Genomic DNA, 22,781 nt, shown 5'->3' with positions numbered 1-22,781 from the left:
TCACCCTCATCCATGGCTTCGGCGGGGGGCGACGCCCTTCCGCATGTGGTCCGGCGGCCCGTCCGACGCCGCCGCGGCCGTGAACCGAGGGAGTCCCGAGATGGCGCTGCGCCGCCGTGGCAGAAGCAGGTCCGTGAGATCCCGCAGGGGTCACCGCGCTCGCAGCTGGTGTCCTGGCTGCCGGGCCGGCCGTCGGCTCGGCCGGTGCCGGGGTGCCGGGGTGCCGGGGCTTCGTGCACGTGCTCGGCGCGAGCATGCGCCGACAGTGGCCCGGCATCGAGGGAGAAGTCACGGGGGGGGATCCTCTCCAGGCGTGCCGGGCGTGCCGGGCGGGGCGAGGCGGCCGACGTGTGTCAGTTGCTGCGGTTCGCCTGTGTGGAGGCTGCGTCCTGGAGGCTCGTCCAGCCCTGCGGGAAGGGTGAGAGGGCATGCTCGGGCGCGGGGTGCCTGGTAACGCGCTGAGTGCCTGTGCCGCGTGCTCCAGGTCGTGGAGTTCAGGACGACCTCCTGGTCGAGCACGTCCGGGCGTAGCGCCAGGATTCCGTCGTGGTGGAGGGCTCGGATGTCATTGAGGAGTTCGATCGCGGCGACCATGGTCCAGGTGATGAGGGGCACCCGGCCGCGCGGAAGCGTTCCGCCAAGCCGAACGGTTCGGCCTCGCGGCGCCTTTCGGGGTCGTGGTGGGCCCCGTCGCCGTAGATCCAGGCTCAGGCCAGGTCGTGGGCGGTCAGTGTCCGCGGCCGGCTTCGTACGTGCGCGCCGGTCGGCCCGTTGCGCCTTGAACTCGCTCGTCTCTCCCGGGAGGTCGCGGCAGAAGTAGCCCACTGCCGCCAGAGCCTTCAGGTAGGAACAGGGGTCTTCCTTCAGGAGCAGCGGCCGCACCCGGGCCGCGGCCGACTCGACCAGTTCCTCCGCCGGAAGTTCCTGACGCACCACGGCCCGCACACCCGTCACCGTCCCCTTCATCGCACCCGCACCGAGCGCGACCAGCCCTTCTCGGTCGGCAGCCGGTCGAGTGCTCCTCGACCCGGCGGGCCCAGAGGACGAAGGCCTCCAGTTTCACGCGGTGGCGCTGCTCCACCTCCTGCGCACTCGCGGCCATCCATCCCCCTCGTGTCCCACGACGATTCCCCTACTCGAATTTCGGCCGGCATGGCCGGATCGCCGCAGCCTCGCGATGTGTTGGCCGGGCCGGCCCCGGACGGAAGTCGCCCGAGTCGGAGCAGAGGCTCGACGCCGGCTACCCCACGGCCCTCACCTACGCCGCCACCCCCTTCACCGCGGTCATCACCCGCGCCGCCCTCCTCACCTGACGACCGGCGCTACCAGGTCCAGTGTGAGACGCCCGCGGCTCTGGCCCTGACCAATTCGTGGTCAGGCCAGAGCGGCGGTCCGGGACAGGTCAGGAGCGGAGGCACTCGTTCGCGTACCCGCGGGGGACGGCCTCGCTCGTGCCGAGCGCCGTCGCGACCGTCGCGACCGCCGCCAACAGGATCCGGCCGACCTGAACCACCGACGCCGCATCGGGCGTTCCTCGCCGTGGCCGACGACCCGTCACACCGCAGCGTCGTTCCCGTCGTGGGGTCAGCCTCGGCGCCCAGTCGCACGCCTTGCCCGCCGCCACACCTCCCCGAAGGTAAAGGTCAGGCAATGTCGCGGGTCCGTAGTTAACGGACGTTCTCCTGAGGGAGTACGAAGCGCTCAACTCCCCATGCCGGGACAGGGCACGCACCATGGGAGCGAGGTAACTATGTCTGACCTTCTGAACCACATCCGGACCCGCCCACGCGGTGAATGGCCCCAGCTCCTGCGAAGAGAACTACCCGCGCTGGCCGCGGGGATCGCGAAGGAACTACGGGACAGCATCCCCGGTATCTCCGCTCACGTCGCGGACATCGACGACGAAGTAGTCAACCAGCACGTGGAATCAGCCCTCCTCACCGCCCTGGGCAACCATGAGCCCCCGACTGCCGGGCAGGGCGAGGGGAGCCCCCGGGGACGGGACGCGCACGACGGGCCGTTGCCATCCCTCAGCGCGATCCCCTCCCAGAGGTCCAAGGCGAGTCCCGAACGAGCTCGCCGAGAGCTCTTCACCGCTCTCACGTCCGACAGCCACCCGTCCGAGCAAGCCTTGGCCGAACTGTCCGGAGCAGCCCGTTGGCCCCTACCGGACTTCGTCCGGGCCATCGCCCTGCCCTCACCAGGCGAGGCCCAGCATCTGGCGGCCCGCATGGACGGCGCCCTGGCCGGCATGGTCTGCGGACAGCCCTGCCTGCTGCTACCCACCCCCGACCCGGGAGCGCGCACCGAGCTGGCGAAAGCACTCCGCGGCCGGTCCGCCGCCGTCGGGCACCCCGTCCCACCCCGCGACACCGCCTCCTCCCAGCGCTGGGCCGTGCGTCTGCTCAACCTCATCCCCACCCCGTCCGCCCCTGACGCGCGTGCCGTGTTCGTCGACGACCACCTTTCCGCCCTGATGCTGCTCCAGGACGAACACCTGGCCCACGCACTGGCCGCACGCCGACTGCGTCCACTCGCCGACCTCACACCCCGCCAGAGCGAGCGGCTCGAAGACACCCTCCTCGCCTGGCTGGAGGGCGGCGGCGCACCCGAGGCCGCCAAAGCCCTCAGCGTGCATCCCCAGACCGTCCGATACCGCATGCGGCAACTGGAGAAGCTCTTCGGTCCCGATCTGCGCGAGCCCCGCACCCGTTTCGAACTGGAGATGGCCCTGCGCACCAGGCGCCTCATGGCGCAGGTCCAGCAACAGCAATCCCGGGGACCCCGCAGGACCCGCGCGGTGACAGGTGAGATCCAGCAGCCCCAGGACGCCGCGCGAACGGCCCGGGTCAACGGTCTATGAGCCCGGACGGCAAACCCCCGATCCGGCACACGATGGGGTGTACCGGTTCCCGATGCACCGACCCAGGCGATTCTTCCGGGCGACGCGGAAGGGCTGGAGACCTACGCAATCCAAGTGCGGCAGGTACCGGCAAGAGGGGACCCGCCTCGCCGGGTGAGTAGTGCGGAGCACATGCCTGACGACACCGATGCCGGGCTACGTAGACATGGCGCGGCCCCGACACACCGCGGGTGTGCCGGGGCCTGGCGGCCCCGGCCGGCTCCTGCCCGGACTCCGGGTGGCTCGCGCCGCATCGCAGGATCCGGCCCTTCGCGTGGTCGTGGCCTTGTCCGGCGTACACGCACTGCCCGCCCGCCGGATCCGCGCGATGCTGCTGGAGCAGGTGGACCTACCCGGCCGCCGGCTCGATCCCGGGGGCCTGAACCGTCCGCTGGACGACTACACCGCCGAGGCGATCGGCGAGTATCTCGCCTCTCGCCACCATCGCCGGCCGAACAGCACCGATGCACATCTGCTGGTCAGCCGGAACACAGCCACGACGACAGCCCCAGTGGGCACGTTCTGGATGGACAGGCTGGTCAAGGACCTACCCGTGGGCGTCGACCGACTACGGCAGGACCGCGTCCTGGAGGAGGCCTCGCCAGCGGAGCGGATCCACTCCACCTCGCGCACGTGTTCTCGCTCGGTGCCAAGACCAGCCTCCGCCACACGACCGCCGTCGCCTTCTCGGCCGCCGAGCACGAATCCCTCCCATGACCTGACGGACGGTTTCCCGTGAGAGGCTGGGCGGCATGGGCGGGGTGTCGGACGATGAGTTTTCCCGGAAGTTTCTGGCCGCGTTGCAGGTCGGTGATGTCTGCAGCGGGATCGTGGCAGAAGTGACTCCACGAGGTGTGTCGGTGATCCTGGACGGTTTCGCCGCACGTCCGCTGGGGTTCGTGGGGGCGCTGGATCTGTCCTGGGTGCGGTTCTCGGCAGCGGCGGTGGAGGTCGGCGACCGGATCACCGCCGAGGTGACCGCCATCGACCTGGAGCAAGGTCGAGCTTGGATGTCCATGGCCGCCACGGAGAACCCAGAACTCTGGGCATTCCTGAAAACCCTCCGCGTCGGAGAAATACTGTCGGGCCAGATCGGGTCGATCGAACGGTTCGGAGTGTTCGTGGTGCTGGACGACGGCCCTGACCATCCGGTCTTCCCCGGCGTCGGGTTCATCACGATCCCTGAGCTGTCCTGGCGACACTTCGAGACAGCTTCGGACGTCGTCCAAGTGGGCCGGCGCGTCAGGTGCGAGTTTCTCCAGTTCGACACGACGAACGGAGAGGCCAGGCTGTCCCTGCGAGCGACACAGCCCGACCCGTTCCAGACCTTCGCCGAGACCACCACGGTGGGGCAGGCGCTGCAGGGACGAGTCACCAAGCTGGTTCCGTTCGGAGCGTTCGTACAGGTCACCAACGACATCGAGGGACTGGTCCATCTGCAAGAACTCACCTGGACGCCGCCTGTCGAGGCTCCAGAGCAAGTCGTTCAAGTCGGCGACGAAATTACGGTCGTCGCCACAGAGATCGACCGAGAGCGACGCAGGTTGTCCCTCTCACGACGGCAGGCTTCCACGGCTCTCGACTGACCTCTCCAGTGCTCTGGCCGCATGGGTTCGCCGGGTTGGTGGTCGTGGGTGAGGAGCCGGGCCACGACCTGGCGGCGGTCGAACTGCGGGTGCACGCCGGTACCGGCGACCGGGACGGGGAAGTCGGGGCGTCGGCGGCGCCAGTTCACCACCGCGGCCCGGCCCACCCCGGCGATCCGCGCCACCTCCGCCGGCAACACCCGCTCCACCCCGGGGTCCGGCCTCGCCGATCGCATGCGCGCCGGGGTCCAGAACGCCGCCGTCTCGGCCGCCGGCGAGTTCACCGGAGCCGGGCGAGGTGGCGTGGGCGGCGCAGGCGTGGCGCTCGGCCCCGACGTGGCGTTCGCCCGGCAGACAAGACCCGGAAGAGAAGGGCTAGCCGCTCGCGGGGTGGGGTGCGACGACGCAGTTGGACTTCGCGGACTCCAGGGTCCCGTTGACGGCGGTGACGCAGAACTCGTAGTTCCAGGTGCCGGGGAACAGGTACGAGATGTCACGGTGCGTGGTGTCGACGATGAACTCGTCGGCGGAGGGCTGGCTTCCGTTGTTGATGTCGCGGACCCAGACGCGGTATCCGGCCGCCTGCGGGGAGCCCGACCAGGTGAGTTGCACCGTGGTGGCGTCCGTTGAGGTCACCTGGAGGCCGCCGGGCGCAGGCGGGCCACCCGTTCCGATGGTGACGGCGCGCCCGACGCCCGGCAGGCCGCCGCCCGCGGCATTCCACGTCACGACGGACACGGCGTAGTGGTGGCCGGGTGTGAGGCCGTCGATGTGGGCGGACTTGCCGGTGACCGAGGTGCTGTCGATGAAGGCGCCCGGGGTGTCCTTGTCGAAGGTGATCACCTGGTAGCGGTCGATGGTGTCGGTGTACGGGCCGGTGGGTGCGCCCCACACGACGTCGACGCCGGTCGCGGTGGCCGTGGTGACGATGCCCACGGGTGGTGGAGCGGTTTTGGGATGGGCGGTGGCCCTGACGGTCGGCGACCAGTCCGATTTCACGCTGCCGCCGTTGTCGGTGCGGACCTGGTACTCCCACTCCATTCCGTCCTCGGTCCAGGTGGTGTCGAAGCGGTTCACCGAGACGGGGAACTCGGTCCAGACGGTCACGCCGACCAGCCGGTAGCGGACTTGGTATCCGATGGCCCCGTAGACCGCGTCCCAGGTCACCTTGATGCCGCTGTCCTGGGAAGAGGCGACGACGTTGCCCGGCACGGGTGTCGCCCGGGCGGGTATGTCCGCCGGGACGGCCGGTACGAAGGTGCCCAGGTGGTAGCGGTCGTGCAGGGTCTTCTCGAAGGCGCGGGCGATCTGGTGTTCGCCCAGCGCGTTCGGGTGCAGGCCGTCGTAACCGGCGGGGCATCCGTCCGGCTCGCAGGAGTACTCCCCGCGCCAGTCGACCAGCTCGACCGGGGACCGGTCGGTTTTCCACTGCGAGATCGCGTCGCTCAGCAGCAGGTTGTAGGTGTCGGTGTTGGCGATCAGGTCGTCCCGTCCGCCGATCCTGGTGCGCTGCGGGACGTTGGCCAGCGCGAACTTCAGGTCGGGATCGGCGGCGCGGGCCTCGTCGACCAGCGCCTTCATGCTCGCCAGCGTGCCGTTCGCATCGCTGACGAACCAGCCCATGTCGTTGAACCCGAGCCCGACCAGCAGCAGGTCCGGCTTGAACTTCTTGACCTGCTCACGGATCAGGGACTTGTCCTGGGCCGCCTGCCTTCCCCACACGGCGAAATGGTCGCTGTCGAACTCCTCCGCGCCCTTGGCGTAGCCGCCGGAGGTCCGTGGCGGTCCCGTGACCGGTTGCTGCTCGCCCTGGAGCGGGGGAGGCTGCGGTGCCGACGCGGCGTCGGGCGGCATGGTTCCCGTGTACGGCCCCACGAAGTCCACCGATACGTCCTGGTCCCTGAACCACTGCCACAGCCGATATCGCCAGGTCCAGTCGCCCTCATGGCCCTGTGTCATCGAATCGCCCACCACCATCACCTTGAGCGGATCGGTGGGCCGCGGCGGTTCCGGTGGCTCGACGGGCGGGTTGGGGTCGCCCGGTGAGTTCTCGTCGCGGCTGTGGTCGAACGGGAACATCGGGTTCTTGATCTCGCTACAGGTCGTGCCGCCTTGCGAGTTGGACTTGCATTCGGTCGTCACGTAGAAGGGCATGGCGCCTTTGAGATCGCCCGGGTAGCTCGAGTCCTTGATGGCGATCGTGGCGTGGTCGAAATCATGGGCGAAGAGCTTGTCGCGCAGCCCGCGCGGGAAACCGTTGTACGACACCAGGGGCGAGCGTATCCACCGCTGGTAGTGGTTCTCCGGCGGCTCGTCGCCCGATGACGCGAAGCGGAAGTTGTGCGTGGAGGCGCCGTCCTTGTGATAGACGAGCTTGGGGTGGGTACCGTCCCACAGGACGTCGCCGGCCGCTTTGATCTCGTAGCTGCCGTGCTGGGACGCGGAGACCCATTTCGCCTGGTCGTTCTGGACCCAGACGGCGATGTGCTCCCAGTCGTGGACGTGGCCGCCGGCATCGTGCCAGAGCTCGGTCGCGACGTCCTTCTCGAAGTAGTAGTCGTAGAGGTAGACGCACCAGCCGGAATTGCACCGCTGACGCGCGTAGGCGTTGCTGTTGTCCAGGTCGGACTGGTCACGGCAATGCGCCGGAGCGGTCGTGCCGTTGTTGTCGAGGCCCCGGGCGATGGTCCCGTCAGGCCCGATCGCCGGAACGTTGTAGCAACCGTCCGTGTCGTAATCCAGGGCAGGCTGCCATTTCGCGTCGTTGACGGTGGCGTTCTGCGGCAGTGCCCGCGGCGGGTCGGGTTCGGCCGCGCTCGCCGGCGAGGGCACGGCCAGCAGGCCGCACACGACCAGGACGATCGTGAGACCGGCGGCGATCAGACCGCTGGGACGACGGTTGCGACCCAAGGAAAGGGACCGTAACCAGGGGGTTCTCAGAACATGGGAAAGGCCGGACATCGAGTGACGTCCTCTCGTAGAGGCGGATGGGGTTCCTGACCGCGCGGCACGGCCGAGCGCGCCGCGCATCATCGGCGGGGTTGCGGGACCAGGGGGATCGTGAGCGGTCGCTGCGGGGTCTCACCGTGCGATTCCCGCGCGCCCGCTCCGAAGCCTCAGACCGGTGCGCCGGTGTCGTAGAAGGCGCGGGCGGTGAGGCCGATCCATTCGGGGCGTTCCCAGGACGGCCAGCGGGAACGGGCATTCGCGTCGACGGTGGCGGCCGTCTCGTCGGCGGTGGCGCCGCGCCCGCGCAGCCGCAGGGCCTCGTCGCGGACGTGGACGAGGTAGTCGCGGACGTCGTGGATGAGCGAGGCGTCGGTGACCTCGCCGTGGCCGGGAACGACGGTCCGCGGGGCGAGTGCGGCGAGCAGGTCGAGCGCGCCGATCCAGCCTTCGCCGTCCACATCGGTGTCGTGGGGTGGGAAGTACGGGGCGATCGGGAAGATACGGGTCTCCAGCAGATCGCCGGCGAAGAGCACTCGGCCGTCGACGAGGACGATCTGGTCGGACCGGGTGTGCGCCGGACCGACCTCGCGCAGCAGCACGGTACGGCCGCCGAGGTCGATCTCGGCCTCGCCCTCGTAGATCAGATCGGGGTCGACCAGTTCGACTCCCGCGAGTTCGGCGGCGACCGCGGGGCTCAGGGCCTTGAACATGTCGAGGTAGCCGGCCCCCTTGCGCCGCAGTTCGGCGCGCTGACCGCGGTTGTAGACGATCGTGGCGGCGGCGCCCTTGAACGCCTGCGCGCCGAAGCCGTGCTCAGGATGGAAGTGGGTGAGGGTCAGGTACAGGTGGCGGCCGCCGGCCAGGCGCCGGGCCTGCTCCAGCACCAGTGCACCGTTGCGGGGGCCGAGGCCGGTGTCGATGACCAGCGCGGCCTTCTCCCCGAGGACGATGCCGACGTTGGGGACCAACTCGACGCGCTGGTCCGGGATGACGAAGACGCCCTCGGACACTTCGACGGGAGGTCCCGTCACGACGGGCGGGGGGCTGCGTAAGACATCCGGCGCGCCGTCGGAAGTGAGGGGCGCGGGGTCGGTGGCGCACATGGCACAACTCCGAATCTGAGCGATGTCGAGATCGTGGTGTGCGACTGTAACAGCCCGATCTGAACAGAGTTAAGATGAAGTCATGGCGAAGGAGCGATATCACCACGGGGACCTGCGCGGCGCGTTGCTCGGCGCGGCAGAGGCCCTCGTACGGGAGCGGGGGGCCGACGGCTGGTCGCTGCGTGAGGCATCGGCGCGGGTCGGTGTCAGTCCCAGCGCCGCCTACCACCACTTCGGGTCGCGTGACGCACTCGTCTCCGCCCTGTCCGAGATCGTGCTGGCCCGGCTGGGGAATCGCCTGCGCGACGCCGTGGAGGCGGCGCGGGAGCAGGGTCCCGAACGTCTCGCCGCATGCGGGCGCGCCTATGTCACTTGGGCGGTCGAGGACCCGGCCGTCGCGCGGCTCGTCTTCCGCGGCGGCGCCACAACGGCGCAGTCCGCCGTCTCACCCCACCCCCACGACGTGCTCACGAGTGAACTCGACCGCTTGACCGAGTCGGGTCACCTGCCTCCGGGAGCCCGCCCGGGCGCCGAATTCGTCGTCTGGGCCGCCATCCACGGCCTGGCCGTCCTGCTCATCGACGGGCTCGTGCACATCGACGACAGGAAAGGCGTCGAGTGGCAGACCGACCGTCTGATCTTCGCCACCTTCAACGGCCTGGCTCGGGAAACCGCCCCCGAGCCGGACCGGCCCACGCCCACCACCACGCACACGCGACGCCTCACCCAGAGCCAGGCCCCCAGCCTCGCACCGCACATGCTCTCGCTCCCGCCCTCGTCCTCACCTTCACCCTGAAGCACCCGCGGAAGGGCTCTGACGGCCCGGGCGGATCCGGGGCGCACACAGGTGGGGACCATCGGATGATCCGCAGGAAACGGCCTGCCACCCTCACACCGAGCGAGCCACCAACCCGGGACGAGCCCCGTCCAGTTCGGCAAGGCGTGCTCCCCCGTCGGCGTACTCGCCACCACTGAGGACGGACGTCCGGCCAGGTGCTGGTACGTCAGGAAGGCGGCTCCACCGCGGTGATCGGTGGAGCCGCCTTGTCGCTGCCGGACGCGCCGCGTCCGTAGCGCCGGCGTTTCCCGGTCCGCCGGATGATCCCGACGATCCGGCACGCTTCCGTGTTGCTTACGCCCTGCTGCATGAGCCGGAAGTATGCCTCCCGCTCGGCGGTGAGCTTCTTCCGTCCCTGCGGCTGCCAGTCCTCACGGACTTGCAACGACTCCCAGAACCTGGGGAAGTTTCCGGGCTGTCGCCTTGGGCCGGAAGGGCCGCACGGCGGTCGTGCGTGGACACTCAGTGCGGCCCGAGCACACCTACTTCAGAGAGGTGAATTCGTGCTTCTCCTCGCTCGTCTCCCGCCACAGAACGGTGGTCCCGTCGATCGTGCCGGTCCAGAGCGATCCGAAGCATCCGGGGCCGAACTTCAGCTGGATCCTCGTCACCCCCTGCGTGTCGAATGACCTCCAGCTACCGGCCCCCGGGTCCGGAACCCCCGCGCTGCAGTCGAACACGCCGAAGTCAACACCCTTGGATTCGAATGAACCGTCCGCCTTGAGAGTGACTTCGGCTCCATCCTTGCTCCAGGAGCGGACCAGTGAGTCTCGATCTGCCGAGACCCCCTTCGGATATCCCATCCCACCGGCCTCGAGGGCCGAACATGAGGATAGGACGGGAACGGAGAGGGCCAGGAAGAGCGCGGCCACTCGAATCGAACTGCGGATTCTCACTGTTTCGATATCCCATAGTTGTAGTGTCGCGGAATGACCACCCTAAAGACGACTGTCATGGCCTGGCCCTTCCCATAGCCCTTGACACCGCGATGGTCTACATGATTCTGCAGGAACCTGTCCGAAGGAGTCCCGTAGCCCGTCCCGGCGTGAGCGAAGGACGAGACCGTCATTCCATTGGTGATGGTGATGCGCGCCTGAACACCGTTTCGACCTTCGCGGAGTATCTCATAGTTGGCGGTGTACGACCCCAGGACGGCCTTGGCCAGCTTCGCTTCGTCGTGTGTGGGGCAATCGCGGTGAGGTCCTCCCGAAGCTGGCTCGTCTGACCATCCGAAGGCATGCGGGAAGGGTGGACGACCCGGCGTACGCAGCGGCGGCGCCCGATGAGGTGGCGCACCGTCTACCGGCTCACCGCCGCCGTGCGGCCGCCGATCATCTGACTCTTTGCCCCGCCCACCACTTCAATGAGTCCTCTTCGCCATGAACCAACCGTCCATGCCCTCGCTGATGGGGGTATTCGCCCATCCCGACGACGAGAGCCTGCTGGCTAAGGGCTGTCCCGTAATCCCCGGTGGATCAGCGCGCGGCGTCAGATGCGGTGCATCGCAGGGCGGAGGAGCGTCCCCATACTGGGCGTATTCGGGCGTTCCGACAACACAGCGAGGTGCCGTATCTGTCATCGTGCGCCCGCCGGGGATTACGGGACAGCCCTTAGGCGGACCTCGCCCACGCGGACGGCTTCGACATCTGGACCAGCCTCAGGGCCGCCGAGGTCACGCTCGTCGAACTCTGAACGGCCGAAACGGCCCGCCGGATGAACCGACGGGCCGTCACGAAATGCCAACTCGACTTACGGAGTCGTTGTTTCCTTGGTCCGGGTGAACCGGTCGCTGAAGGTGCAGACTTCATCGAAGTCTATCGAAACGCAGAGTTCGCCGCTCTTGAGCACGCTCAGCATGATGCTGCAGTCACCCTGGGGGATTTCGGTGAAATCCACTCCGATCGTATCGCCGGCCGTTGCTTCCTTTGACATCGCCACGAACCCGCCCGGGGCCCCCTTGTCCACATAGAAGCCCCAGCTCCCACGCCCCGTTCCGGTGGGGCAGCCCTTCGCGAGCGAAGGGTCGAACTTCAGCCCCTGCGAGGTGAAGGTGTGGTCCGCCGCGAAAGACAGGTGAACGCCGGCTGCCGTTGACCAGTCCCCTTCGATGTCGCCCGCCTCCGCCGTGCCTTTGCTCTCTCCTGAACTGCCGCACGCCGAGAGAAGCAGAACGAATGCCAGGAGGAATAGTCGACGGCCGCGCATGTGGTCTCCACAGTCTTCTGAGTTGGCGATGTGAGTGAGCTTCTACCTTACGGAACATCCGCACACGTTGAGCGGGATTCTCTCCTGCCACGAGAAGTCCTGCGTAGTGGCGGCGCCGAAGGTCTTGGTGAAGAAGGGATTCCAGGATCTGGGGATCATGTGTGTGGCGGAGTTCCAGTCGCTCTGGTTGTGAACGGTGAACTGGATTCGCACGTCGCCCTTCTTTTTGTCCACGCTGGTGATGCGGGCGGTCCCGGAATAGGTTCCAAGGTATGCGTCGGCACTGTTGGCGTGACCGAGCGTTCCGTTGGTCAACACGCTGGAGAGATCATTGTAGATCCCGCGTACCGTGTTGGCCTTGTACCACGGGCTCCCCGGTTCCGGCCCCCTGTCCTTGTATCCGAATTTAAGGGTTTCTTTTGCGTTGGGTGCGTCCATTCCGCTCTTCAGGGCTTGTCCCAGCAGGTTGGAACGGGTTTCCGCAATGGTATCGTCTGCTGCCAGAATTCTGGTGAAAGTGTCTCCGCCCTTGAACTTCTGGCTGGGTCCGAGCGGGTAACCGCCACCCCAGAGCCATCCGAAGAACAAGCCCCGAGAACTCTCCCAGCTGTTGTACGGACCGCCTTCGTCCACGATCCCGAACCTTTCCCGGGGAGTCGTGAACAGGGGGGCGAAGGCCGGGTTCCACCCCAAGGGCATGGGGTTGAAGATGTCGCCGCGACCGAACGAGGTGCCGCTCCAGCTTCCGCCTCCTCCGCCTCCGCCTCTGCCGCCGCCTCCGCCTCCGCCTCCGCCTCCGCCTCCGCCGCCGCCTCCGCCTCCGCCGCCATCCTTCGGCATGTCCTCGATGTGCTTGCCGTTGGTCCAGCCGCCGCCACCGCAGTAGCCGGCGCTGCCGCAGCTTTCGAGACCGGTCGGGTCGCTGTTGGTGACCGGGCTGTTGTTCGCGTAGGAGTAGCCGTTGAGGGACTGGTGCTGGTCGAGGCTCAGTACGGGGTCGACGCTGAGGAACTGGCCGAGGGCCACGTCGTATTCGCGTGCGCCGACGTGGGTCAGGCCCGTGTTGGTGTCTTCGGGCTTGCCCAGGAACCGCTTATCGTCGGGCCAGTTGGCCGCGGCGGGTCCGCGTGCGGAGCCGAACGGGGTGGTGTGACGCTTGGACACCGTCTGCGTGTCGTCGGCCGAGATGGTCAGGGACGAGGTGCCGTGGGCGTCGCCCGCCACGAACGAGAGCTTGGCGGTGCCGGATTCGTTGGTCAGGATCGCGACCTTGGTTCCCGCGATCGTGTAGGAGCGGGTGGCCCACTTCTTGGTGCCCTTGAGGTGGACCTCGTTCAGGCCCGCGTACAGGACGGTTTCGCCGGCTGGGTCGCGGCGGATCAGGAGTTCGCCTTCGGCGTCGTAGACGTAGTCGGTGGCGGTGGCGCCCTCCGTGGTCTTGGTGAGCTTGCCTTCCGCGCCCCAGTTCAGGGTCTGAGAGGTCGGGCTGCTGGGGGTTTCGGCGCGCTTGGTGGTGTTGCCGGTGGCGTCGTAGGTGTACTGGGGGGTGAGGCCGGTGCAGGTGGCGCCGATGGTGGTGGCGGCCAATGCGTGCGGGCGTGCCGGGTCGTAGCAGTAGGTACGGGTGCTCGGGGTCCCGGTGTTGGTCTTTTCCGTGGCCCGCTGGCCGGACGCGGTGTAGGTGTAGCTGTTCCAGTAGGGGGCGGCGCCGTCGAGGTTGGCGGCGGTGCGCCCGGCCGGAGCACAGTCGGCGGTCTTCGGGGTCCAGGCTTCGGTCATGCGGCGCTGGGCGTCGTAGGTGAAGCACTGGTTGTCGGCCTTGGTGAAGCCGCTGAGCGGGGCCGAGTCGAAGATCGACAGGACGTTGCCGGCCTGGTCGTAGTTGTAGGTGAGTTCCTGGAGCATGCCGTTGTGGGTCTGGTCGTTGACCGTGGCCTTCAGCAGACGGCGGGTGCCCTCCTCGTAGGTGTTGCCGATGAACGTCTTGCGCACACCGGCGGCGGCGGAACGGGCCAGGGTGAGCTGGTCGATGTCGCCCAGCGGGGAGTACGCGACGTTCTGCACATAGTCGGTCAGCCCCGAAAAGCCCTTCGGCAGACCGAATTCGTTGTAGTTCAGCTGGGTGATCTCCGCCGGCAGCCCTGCGGCCGCCGGCGCGGAGGTGGAGCCCAGCGTGCCGTCGAGCCGGTAGTTGACCGTGGTGTCGGTGCTGGCGGTGATGGCGCCGGAGGTGACGAGCGGGTCGTCGGAGGGCAGGGTCAGGCGGGTCGTCGCGGGACGGCCCAGGGTGTCGTAGGCGGTGACGGACTTGGTGTACGCCTTGCCCGTCAGACCGCCCTCGTAGCGGATGGAATCAGTGCCGGCACCCTTGCGGAGCGTGTCGAAGGTCCACGCCGCGAGCTTGTTGGCGTCGGACTTCGGCGCCTTCCACAGGCCTGTCTTGCGGCCCAGTTCGTCGTAGCCGTACTCCAGGACCGTGTTCCGTGCGTCCTTGGACGTCGCGATCTGGTCCAGGGCCGTGTAGGTCGTGGTGACCTTGCCCTTGTCGGGGTCGGTCGTGGCCACGGTCCGGCCGAAGAGGTCGTAGACGTACGTCCACTTCGCGTCGTCGGGGCCGGTGACCGCGGCCTGCTTGCCGTCGACGGTGTAGGTCTGGCGCACGCTGGTGTACGGCGTGCCCGGCGAAGTGCCTCTGTATGCAGGGTCGTTGGGGCTGGTCCCCGCGTAGGTGCGGGTCTCCGTGGTGCGGCCCAGCGCGTCGGTGATCGTGCGGGTCGCGTTGCCGCCCTGGACGGCCGTGCTGGCGGTGGAGTCACCGGTGTAGGTGGTGGTCGTGGACTGCCTCTGCACCCCGTACACGAGCAGGGTGCTCGTGACGGCGCGGCCGAGGCCGTCGAAGACGGTCGCGGTCTGGTTCGGGGTGCTGCCGTACTCGGCCCGGGCGTAGCCGCCCTCGGGCGCCTTGTCCTTGTCCCAGATGTCGGCGTATGACTCGTAGGCCAGACCGCGGGAGTCGTAGCGGGTGTCGGTCAGGATCCGGCCGCCGTTCGGCGACGGGGTCTGCGTCTGCAGCGGGCGGAGCAGTGCGTCCGCGATCGTGTAGACGGTCTTGTAGCTCCCGTCGGCGGCGAGGGTGCCGACCGAGGTCCACGGCTGCTTGCCGCGTTCCAGCAGGTAGCCGTACTTGACGTTCGGGGTCTGGGACTGGCCGCGGTTGGGCAGCCAGGTTGCCGTGAGGCGGCCGAGGCCGTCGTAGGTGTTGTAGGTCGAGCCCATGTTCGCGTCGATGGACCGGACGATCGAGCCGCGCAGGTCCGCGTAGGCGTACGATTTGTGCTGCTGACCGTTGGACGCGAGCTTCGGCGCGGTCTTCACCGTCACTTCCAGCGGGCCGGCCGCGGCGGGCGCGTAGCTGGTCGTGGTCGTGCTGCCGGCCGCGTCGGTGCTGGTCAGCGGACGGCCGAGCTTGGCCGCATCCGTGTCGTACGTGGTCTTCGTGGTGGTCTGCCAGCCGGCGGCGCCGGCCGGGTTGCGGTCGGCGGTGCCGCTGGCCGCCGGGTAGGACTGGGCGCGCCCGGTCCAGGTGGCCAGGCCCAGAGTCGGGGACTGGTCGGCGGTCCAGCCGGTGGCGGCCGGGTCGTCGTAGACAGTGGCCGTGTCGGACAGGACGTCGCCGCGGGTCGCCGAGGTGGCGGGGAGGCTCAGCTTGTCGTCGGTGACGGAGCACAGGGCCCCGACGGTGCGGGTGCGTGAGGTGCGGTTGGTGATGCCCTTGGCGTCGTTGCGCGCGTACCAGGTACGGGTGCAGGTCTCGTCGCCGGTCGTGGCCGTGTCACCGGAGGCCGAGACCTGGGTGGTCATCCCGTAGATGTCGTCGTAGCCGGTGTCGGTGCGGGTGGTGCGCCACGTGTTCGAGGCGGTCAGGAAGGTGTGCGTGTAAGCGGTCCCCGTACGGACGTAGTGGGCCTTGGTGTTGGCGTACGACTTCTGCTGGCTGGCGGTCTGCTTGCTCCAGGGGTCGGTCACCGAGACGGTGACCGGGGTGGCTCCGTCGTAGGTGATCTCCTGGCGCTGGAAGCCGGAGTACTGGTCGTCGTCGTTGATGGCGGGGATGGTCAGGCCGGTGATCGGGAGGGCCGTGACCGTGGTGGTGCGGGTGTCGGTCGTCCCCTTGCGGGTGTCGCCGCGCATGCCCTGCATGAAGATCTTGACCGTCTTCGACCGGGTCTTGCCGACGGCTCCGGTGTAGGCGGTGACTTTGCCGTAGCCGCGCCAGTCGGACCAGGTGCGCTCCTTTTCGGGGGTCAGCGGGTCGTCGTTGTGGTGCCAGGCCGGGTTCGCGTACTCGTAGGAATTCTCGACGAGGTCGTTCTGACCCGACGGGTCGGCGACGGTCACCGCGGTGACGTTGTACTTGTGGAACCAGTCGAGCGTGGGGTCACCGCCGTTGATCGGCCAGTAGACCGGGTAGCAGGACAGTGAGTTGTCGTCCTCCGCCACGGGCATCTTCGAACCGCGCACGCACTCCGGGTCCGAGAGGGTGAAGGTGGTGATCGCGCCCGTCTCGGACGTGATCGTGTTGATGCGCGGACGGTTGAGCGGGACGATGTTGTCCCCGTCCACGTCCACCCGGTTCGGGCGCATGTGGTAGGTGAAGTCCACCGGCGGGACCTTGACCGCCTCACCGTTGCTGCCGGTGCGCTTGATCGACTTCAGCACCAGGGTCTGGTCACTGGTGTCGCCGAGGTCGCCCGCGTCCAGGTACTCCTGCGTCAGGTCGTAGGTGTCGATCAGCGCGTAGTCGTCCGGCTCCTTCGCCGTCGACCACGCGAAGGTCTTCACGTTCGTCATCCGCTTGCGCGTGAAGAAGGCGGGACCCGTTGCCTTGCAGTCGGTGATGCCGGCGGCGCAGATCGAGTCGAAGGGGACGTCGGGCCAGTTGTCCGAGGTGTCCTTCGTCAGGCTGTCGCAGTTCGTCGCGAAGCAGCGCTCCTCGTAGCCGAAGGTGACCTTGTGCGAGGGCTTGCCCGAGAAGAGGGTGTCGGCGCGCTGGCCGTAACGGATCTCGGAGAGTGTGCCGCCGCGATCGTATGCGGCGAGCTTGGTCTTGTCGCCGTTCTTGGCGTAGTTGTTGGTCTCGTCCGCGTACCAGTAGGTGGCGGCGTTGCCGTGGACGTCCTGGACCAGGTCCAGGTTCCAGCGCCAGGCCTGAGTCTCGGAGCGGCCGGCGAAGGTGGAACCCTTCGTATAGCCGGGCTCACCGGAGTCATCGCCGAACACGGGAACGGTCCAGGTGGAGTTGGTCCGCTCGGAACCGGCGCCCGGGAGCTTGTTCAGGCCGAAGGTGTAGGTCGTGCCGTCACCGGTGACCACCTTCCAGTACTCGCCGTCGTTGTCACCGTTGTCCGCACCAGTGCCCCAGGTGACCTGGGAGGCGTCGTCGCCCTTGAGGTGCCACTTGCCGGTCGTGTCGTCCTTGACGAGCTCGTTGGCCTTGCCGTTCAGGACGAGGGAGGCGTTCTCGTACTTCCAGCAGAGGTCGTTCTTGTCGGTCTGGCCGTCGTCGTCACAGGAGCCGTACTTGCGCTCGATGTGGGAGGAGGTCAGGTCGAAGCCTTCGCCGACCTGGGAGCCCTGGTTGTTGGAGTTCGCGGTCCGGCCGTCGATGGCACCGCTGCTGTACGAGAACGACATCGCGGGCACGGGCCCCGCTGCGGCGGGCGGGACGGCCAGCGTATACGACCAGGTGAGGCCTCCGCTGGAGGTTCCGGATCCCCAGGTGGAGGAGGCGGAGAGCGGGGTCGCCGCGAAGTTGCCGGCGCCCTTGGGCGATGCGGTGTCCGTGGCCATGACCGCGAAGACCGCCGGAGCCTGCGCCGGGGTCTTGGACTTGGCCGCGGAGGAGGTTCCGGCGGGGAGTGAGGCGACGTCGGCAGTTACGGTCTGGTTCTTGATGTTGTTCGCCGAGGGCAGGGGCGTTGTCTTGCGGCACTCCGCCTTCTCGGGGGTGGTGAGCGCACACGCGGGCAGGCTGACCAGCCCGAGGCGGGTGGACCAGCCACCGCCGACCGCGGAGGCGAAGGACCCGTAGTTCACGGTCAACTGAGAAGGTCCGCCGGCGGTGTCGGCTGCCGTGAACAGGACGCCGGTGATCCCGGCCTTCTCGGCCGCCTTCTGGTCGAGGACCTTGACGGTCGACTTCCCGACCGCTCCCTCCGGAGCCGCGGCGGGCGCCGCCGGCCCCTTGGGCACGGACGGATTGAGCAGCGGGCTCTTGACCCGAGCCGTGGACCGTACGTCGACCAGCGGGCGCGAGCCCGACCGTACGGCCGAACCCTCCAGCGTGGCCGCCTTCGGCCAGGCGGCCTTGGCCTCGGCGCGGGCCCGGTCCGCCTGGACCTTGTTCGCGGCCTGGTTCCTGGCCACCAGCTCCCGGGCTTCCTTCGCGCCCTGCGCGTTGACGGCCCGGACCTTGGCGTCCTTGTGCTTCGCGATCTTCGGGGCACCCGGAAGGTCCGCGGCCTCCGCTGTCGGGGTGATGACACCCGGCACCACGAGGGCCAGGGCCAGTGCGGCCGCCAGCGGCAGCCGGCGGCGGATTGTTCCGCCTGGTGGTCGGATGGACACGAATGCTCCACGTGGATAGGAGTTTTGGGTACGGGTGAGGCCGTGGCCGCCCCTGTGCGGGGCGGCCACGGCACATCGGTGGTGGAGTCGGAGGGTCAGCTACCGGAGCCGAAGACGGTGTCCGTGACCTGCTGGGCGTCCTTCATCGCGCCGGACCACAGGCGCATGTCCTTGATCTGCCCGGGCAGGAAGTTGCCCCAGACGCTGTTGGTGAAGCCCTTGCCGACGGCGAGCTCGCCGCTGCCGACGCCGGCCGTGTAGGCCTTGGGCTGGGCCTGGCCGACCGCGCCCACGTAGAGGGTGATCGTGCCGTCCTGGGCGTTGTGGACCCCGGTCACCTGGACGCCCGCGTCGAGTGCGGCCAGGCTGTCGCTGACCACCGAGGTACCCGTGCCGTCGGCTGTCAGGCGGCCGAAGTGCCAGCTGCCCTCGACGAAGTCCCGCATCTTGGTCGGGTCCTGCTCGTCCGGCTCCTGGCGGATGCCGGTCTTCTCGAACCACAGGCTCCAGGAGGTACCGGTGGCCGTGCGCTGGCCGATGACCTGGGCCTTGTAGCCGTTCGGCTTGGCGAGGAGGGCGGTGTTGTCGAGCTTGGCCTCGGCCGTCACCGTGAACGAACCCGTGTCGTCGACGACCGGACCCGCGACGGTGGCCGCCTGGGTGGAGCCGTTCAGGACCAGGGCGCCGCCCGTGACGGGCGTACCGGTGGTCGCGGTCAGGGCGCGGCCACTACCGGATGTGTCGGCGTAGGCGGGACCGGCCGTGGTGAGGTTCCAGGAACCGGCCAGGTCGACGTGGAGCTTGCCGGTCGCCGGGTCGACGAGACCGGCGTCCTTCTTGATCTCTTCGGCGCTCTTCTCGTCCTGCCATGCCTCGACCTCGTCGATCCGGCCTGGAAGCTGCTCCGACCAGGCGGCGGACTGCTTGGCGGCTCCGATGGCCATGACCCCGGTGGAGGCGATGGGGTTGGTGACGGTCATCTGGCCCTGGGGCTGCCCGTTGACGTACAGCTTCGCGAGGTCGGTGGACTCGTTGTATGTGGCGGCGACGTGGGTCCATACCCCGGGCTGTGCGGGGTTGAGGCCGTTGAGTCGTTTGATGGCGCCGGTTCCGCCTGCCGTGTCGTCCGTGGCCATCTGCATCGACCAGGGCTGGCCGGCGGCGGCGGTGATGGCGACACCGCTGAAGTTCTTGCCGCTCTGGCTCAGCATCGAGTAGGTGCCGTCCGTGCGGTCCAGGCGGACCCAGCCGGCCACGGTGAAGGAGCTACGGGTGTCGAAGGCCGGCTTGGCACTGTTCGCGTACTGGCCGTTCGTCAGCTGGAGCGAGCGGTCCTCGTGCGGGGTGGGCGTCTGCACCCAGCCCCTTCGGCCACTCGCAGGACGCTGGGCTCCTGCGGCGAGGTACAGGTTGTTCCTGAGCGCCGGGTCGGTGGTCGAGGTGTCGATGGCCTGGCCGGAGGCTTCGTCGAAGGTCCAGCGGCCGATCGCGTCGGGGCCCTCCTTGACCACGAAGTCGACGATCTTCGTCGCGCCCCAGCGGCCTGCGGAGTCCTTGGCCTTCACGCTCAGCTTCATCGTCCCCGACAGCGGCGGAGTGATCGAGACGGTCGGGTTCGAGCCGGTGATCTCGGTCCAGGTGGTGTCCGTGGACAGTTTGTACTGGAACGCCGTGACGGTGTCGCCGCTCGCCGGAGCGAAGGTGAACCGACCCGCCTGGCCGGGCTTGCCCGCCGCTGTGCACGCGGTGCTGGTGCACTGGCTGTAGGGAGCTCCGAAGGTGACCGCCGGGGCCTTGGGGGCACTGGAGTCGACCTTGAAGTAGCAGTCCTCACTGGGAGCGCTGGTTCGTTCGTTGCCGTCCGCGTACGACCGGGTCCAGGTCCGGAAGCGGTACTGGGCGCCGTCCGTCAGCGTGGCGGGCGGGTCACTCGTGACCGGGACGTTGTCCCCCACGAATCCCGAGGACGGCCGACTGATGTAGTCGGCGTCGGCCGCGTCGGCCTTGACCGGAGCCCAGGTGCCGTTGGTCTCCTTCTTCTCGGTCTGCATGAGAATCCGCAGCTGGGCGCCGGATTCACCACCCCATACGGTCTCGGTGATCGCGGTCATGGCCGGAGTCGGGTCCGAGACGATCGACGGCTTGGCCGGGTCCTTCGCGCAGATCTCCCCCGCACCCGTGACCAGGCCGACGTAGATCGGGGTGTTGGGCTTGCCGATGTAGTCGACGGACAGGACCGCGTCATTGCGGAAGCGCTTCCATGCGGCCGTGTCCGACTCGTCCTCCGCGCGCAGCTCCAGGTTCAGCCGGTTGTACCGACCGTTGGCGAAGTCGCGGACGGTGGGGGTGAGGTTCTCGTCCGGCTCGTCAGGGAGGTTGTCCGAGAATTCGACCGGTGCTGTGGGCGAGTTCGGTTCGCACAGTGAGCCGCGACCGGCGGAGAGCCAGCGGTCTCCCATAAGGTCTGCGTAGTTGGGTTTGTTGCCCCAGTTCGTCGACGGGCCGATCTCTCCGTCCATGCGGACCAGCCACACATTACGCAGGTCGCACTGGAAGGCCCACGGCTCGGTGACTCGGAAGCGGGCGTTCAGGACTTCCTTGCCGACGAGCTTGCTCGGCGAGAACTCGAAGTAGAGGCGCTGCACGTAGCCCGGACCGCAGTAGTAGCCGTTCCAGGATCCGCACTTGCCCATGCCCTTGCCCAGGCCGTCGTCGCCGTTGTCCCAGTTCCAGAAGGACACTCCGTCGTTGCGGAGCGCGGTGTGCTCGGTCCCGTCGTCAAGGGCGACGGAGGGGTCGATGTAGAGGGGGAAGGCCGCGGGGTCCTTCTGCTTCAGCAGCGAGGAGTCCGGTACGACGGCCAGGGAGTCGGCGTCGACCTCGACGGGCATGTTCGCCGCCCCGGAGCCGAGGGCCGGACCGTCGGCGGGACGGCTGCCGGGCTCCGCGCCGGCGGGCGCCTTGGGCAGCGCGCCGCCCTCGCTCCTGACCGCGGCCATCTTCGCCTTCGCAGACATGGCCGGCGAGGTGGACAGGCCCTTCGAGTCCCACATCAGGGCCGGCGGCGCCTTGAACACCGGCTTGCCGTTGGCGTCCGTGGCGGACAGCCCGCCGTCCTTGGTGGAGTTGAGGCGAACGTCCTTCGCCGCAAGGTCGAACTCGACACGCTGGAGCTTCGGGTTCGTCGCCGCCTCCGGCGTCTTGACCACGAGGACCTCGCGGAACCCCTTCAAGGTCGCCGTCATCCGCAGGTCGACCCCGGGCAGCACCTCCTGGTACACGGCGCTGTCACCGTCGAGCACCGGCTTGGGCAGCTTGCCCCCCTGCCAGCCCAGGGTCATCGACCGTCCGCCGTGCTCAATGGTGACCAGACTCGAATCGCCGCCGCCCGAGAACCCGACCGAGGCCTGGGCGGCCTTCGGGCCCACGGTGCCGTCCGGGCGGACCTGCAGCATGGCGTCGGGGGCGACCCAGCCGGAGCCGTCCTTCGCCTTGACCCGGACCGGAACGGCCGAGGCGTCCAGGCGGAAGGACTTGCCGTCCGGATTCGCGTACGTCGTCGTGGACTCGGTCCGTTCACCGAGCACCTCGACGGGCTTGCCCGATGCGGCTGCCGCTTTGAGCGCCTTCTCGCCCTCGTTCACCGGCAGCGCATCTGCAACGGCGGCTACCGGCGTGTACACCGAAGCGACACTCATCACCATGGCCAAGCCGAGCGTGGTCGCCACGGCATGACAAAGCCGCCGACCAAGGGTTGCAGACATTTTCTCCCATTTCATATGACGCGGAGATCTCCCCGGGCGCCGCGCCATGCCCTCAATAGCTATGGCGGTTGAACGTGAAAACGCATGGTGCTCGGTCCGAACCTGTCCGCTTGATTTCGGAAGGTGATCGACCGGGGTTTTCCTGACGGAATACCGGAGTGCTCAGCGAAGGCCCGGCCCGTCGTCGGCAGCGCCGTCCGACAGACGCCAGGCGATGAGCTCGGGTGCGCGCTCAAGGGCGCGCAGACACGCCGCGCGAGCGGTGAGCATGGCCTCGGCTTCCGAGTTGGCGAGGGAGAAGAGAACCAGATCGATGCGATCGTCTCCCGCATCCGCCGTTGCGGTCACGTGCTCGATGCCGTCCGCGGGAGCGAAGTGGGCCGTAAGAAGGTCCCTGACATCGTTCGGGGCTGTGACTGATCCACAGGAGCCGATCAACTTGAACGTGATCATATACATGGTGACTTCCGGCGGCTTGGCCTTTCTCGCTCTGCATCGAAAGCGAAGCTACGGGTGGGCGATACCGTCGCGCGGCGCGCTCCATCCGTAGCCGTCGCCGGCCAGCACGTGGTGCGTGCTGCTCCACCCGAAACCATCGCCCGCAGTCGTGTGCCGCGTTTCCGAGAGGCCGAGAACGAATACACCGGATCCGATGGCGGCGAGGAGTGCGGCGGGCACGAGCAGGCGTGCGGTGACGTAGGACATGAAGAACTCAACCCCAACTGGCGTGCTGGCCGACGGATTCATCTCATCTCCCCCATTCAGGGAAATGCCGTGTGCGATGGAGCAAGCCTGTCCGCGCCGTGA

The 22,781-nt window shown here is 68.2% G+C and carries 13 protein-coding genes and 1 pseudogene; 5 read left to right on the top strand and 9 right to left on the bottom strand.

The features are described from left to right. Window positions 1-1,750 precede the first annotated feature (1,750 nt). The 3 genes from ACGFYY_RS16430 (at window position 1,751) to ACGFYY_RS16420 (ending at window position 4,488) form a co-directional block, all read left to right on the top strand. The gene (locus ACGFYY_RS16430; RefSeq protein WP_393709946.1) at window positions 1,751-2,863 is read left to right on the top strand and encodes a PucR family transcriptional regulator; all 1,113 of its coding nucleotides are present in this window, start codon (window positions 1,751-1,753) and stop codon (window positions 2,861-2,863) included. 313 nt (window positions 2,864-3,176) lie between these two features. Continuing rightward, window positions 3,177-3,641 carry a hypothetical protein gene (locus ACGFYY_RS16425; protein ID WP_393709944.1) on the top strand — a complete coding sequence of 155 codons (465 nt, stop codon included), beginning with the start codon at window positions 3,177-3,179 and terminating at the stop codon, window positions 3,639-3,641. A 13-nt stretch (window positions 3,642-3,654) separates the two neighbouring features. Beyond that, complete coding sequence (locus ACGFYY_RS16420; RefSeq protein ID WP_393709942.1) at window positions 3,655-4,488, top strand: S1 RNA-binding domain-containing protein; 834 nt, start codon at window positions 3,655-3,657, stop codon at window positions 4,486-4,488. 375 nt (window positions 4,489-4,863) lie between these two features. Here the strand turns inward: ACGFYY_RS16420 and ACGFYY_RS16415 are convergent, their stop codons facing one another. Both ACGFYY_RS16415 and ACGFYY_RS16410 read right to left on the bottom strand, forming a co-directional pair. Further along, on the bottom strand, window positions 4,864-7,398 hold the full coding sequence (locus ACGFYY_RS16415) for an NPP1 family protein (RefSeq protein WP_393709940.1): 2,535 nt from the start codon (window positions 7,396-7,398) through the stop codon (window positions 4,864-4,866). A gap of 206 nt (window positions 7,399-7,604) precedes the next feature. Next, window positions 7,605-8,540: an MBL fold metallo-hydrolase gene (locus tag ACGFYY_RS16410; RefSeq protein WP_393709938.1), complete on the bottom strand. Its 936-nt coding sequence runs from the start codon at window positions 8,538-8,540 to the stop codon at window positions 7,605-7,607. Window positions 8,541-8,622: 82 nt separating this feature from the next. Here ACGFYY_RS16410 and ACGFYY_RS16405 point away from each other — a divergent pair, with 82 nt between their 5' ends. After that, window positions 8,623-9,336 carry a TetR/AcrR family transcriptional regulator gene (locus ACGFYY_RS16405; RefSeq protein WP_393709936.1) on the top strand — a complete coding sequence of 238 codons (714 nt, stop codon included), beginning with the start codon at window positions 8,623-8,625 and terminating at the stop codon, window positions 9,334-9,336. 208 nt (window positions 9,337-9,544) lie between these two features. Here the strand turns inward: ACGFYY_RS16405 and ACGFYY_RS16400 are convergent, their stop codons facing one another. Next, complete coding sequence (locus ACGFYY_RS16400) at window positions 9,545-9,763, bottom strand: hypothetical protein (RefSeq protein WP_393709934.1); 219 nt, start codon at window positions 9,761-9,763, stop codon at window positions 9,545-9,547. Between the two features lie 97 nt (window positions 9,764-9,860). Further along, complete coding sequence (locus ACGFYY_RS16395; RefSeq protein WP_393709932.1) at window positions 9,861-9,989, bottom strand: hypothetical protein; 129 nt, start codon at window positions 9,987-9,989, stop codon at window positions 9,861-9,863. A gap of 623 nt (window positions 9,990-10,612) precedes the next feature. Between ACGFYY_RS16395 and ACGFYY_RS16390 the strand changes: the two are divergent. Beyond that, a pseudogene (locus tag ACGFYY_RS16390) lies at window positions 10,613-10,717 on the top strand (glycosyltransferase family 2 protein); the annotation flags it as partial. A 410-nt stretch (window positions 10,718-11,127) separates the two neighbouring features. On the opposite strand, the gene ACGFYY_RS16385 reads toward ACGFYY_RS16390, so the two are convergent. The 5 genes from ACGFYY_RS16385 to ACGFYY_RS16365 all read right to left on the bottom strand — a co-directional run bounded on the left by ACGFYY_RS16385 (window position 11,128) and on the right by ACGFYY_RS16365 (window position 22,721). Then, window positions 11,128-11,583 (bottom strand): hypothetical protein, encoded by a 456-nt coding sequence (locus tag ACGFYY_RS16385; protein ID WP_393709930.1) that lies wholly within the window; start codon window positions 11,581-11,583, stop codon window positions 11,128-11,130. A gap of 42 nt (window positions 11,584-11,625) precedes the next feature. Further along, a complete protein-coding gene (locus tag ACGFYY_RS16380) occupies window positions 11,626-18,210 on the bottom strand; it encodes an RHS repeat domain-containing protein (protein WP_393709928.1) in 6,585 nt (2,194 codons plus the stop codon). Between the two features lie 95 nt (window positions 18,211-18,305). Further along, on the bottom strand, window positions 18,306-21,893 hold the full coding sequence (locus ACGFYY_RS16375; RefSeq protein WP_393709926.1) for a LamG domain-containing protein: 3,588 nt from the start codon (window positions 21,891-21,893) through the stop codon (window positions 18,306-18,308). A 243-nt stretch (window positions 21,894-22,136) separates the two neighbouring features. Further along, a complete protein-coding gene (locus tag ACGFYY_RS16370) occupies window positions 22,137-22,427 on the bottom strand; it encodes a hypothetical protein (protein WP_393709924.1) in 291 nt (96 codons plus the stop codon). Between the two features lie 54 nt (window positions 22,428-22,481). Further along, a complete protein-coding gene (locus tag ACGFYY_RS16365; RefSeq protein ID WP_393709922.1) occupies window positions 22,482-22,721 on the bottom strand; it encodes a hypothetical protein in 240 nt (79 codons plus the stop codon). Window positions 22,722-22,781 lie beyond the last annotated feature (60 nt).

This window comes from Streptomyces sp. NPDC048331 (genome assembly GCF_043201215.1).
In the GTDB taxonomy this organism is placed as follows: Bacteria; Actinomycetota; Actinomycetes; order Streptomycetales; family Streptomycetaceae; genus Streptomyces.
This window is presented reverse-complemented; position numbering and strand designations above follow the sequence as displayed.

Excerpts from the sequence above, each read along its gene's own strand:
- ACGFYY_RS16430 (WP_393709946.1), top strand. The coding sequence starts at position 1,751 with ATGTCTGACCTTCTGAACCACATCCGGACCCGCCCACGCGGTGAATGG.
- ACGFYY_RS16420 (WP_393709942.1), top strand. The coding sequence starts at position 3,655 with ATGGGCGGGGTGTCGGACGATGAGTTTTCCCGGAAGTTTCTGGCCGCG.
- ACGFYY_RS16410 (WP_393709938.1), bottom strand. The coding sequence starts at position 8,540 with ATGTGCGCCACCGACCCCGCGCCCCTCACTTCCGACGGCGCGCCGGAT.
- ACGFYY_RS16405 (WP_393709936.1), top strand. The coding sequence starts at position 8,623 with ATGGCGAAGGAGCGATATCACCACGGGGACCTGCGCGGCGCGTTGCTC.
- ACGFYY_RS16385 (WP_393709930.1), bottom strand. The coding sequence starts at position 11,583 with ATGCGCGGCCGTCGACTATTCCTCCTGGCATTCGTTCTGCTTCTCTCG.
- ACGFYY_RS16370 (WP_393709924.1), bottom strand. The coding sequence starts at position 22,427 with ATGATCACGTTCAAGTTGATCGGCTCCTGTGGATCAGTCACAGCCCCG.
- ACGFYY_RS16365 (WP_393709922.1), bottom strand. The coding sequence starts at position 22,721 with ATGAATCCGTCGGCCAGCACGCCAGTTGGGGTTGAGTTCTTCATGTCC.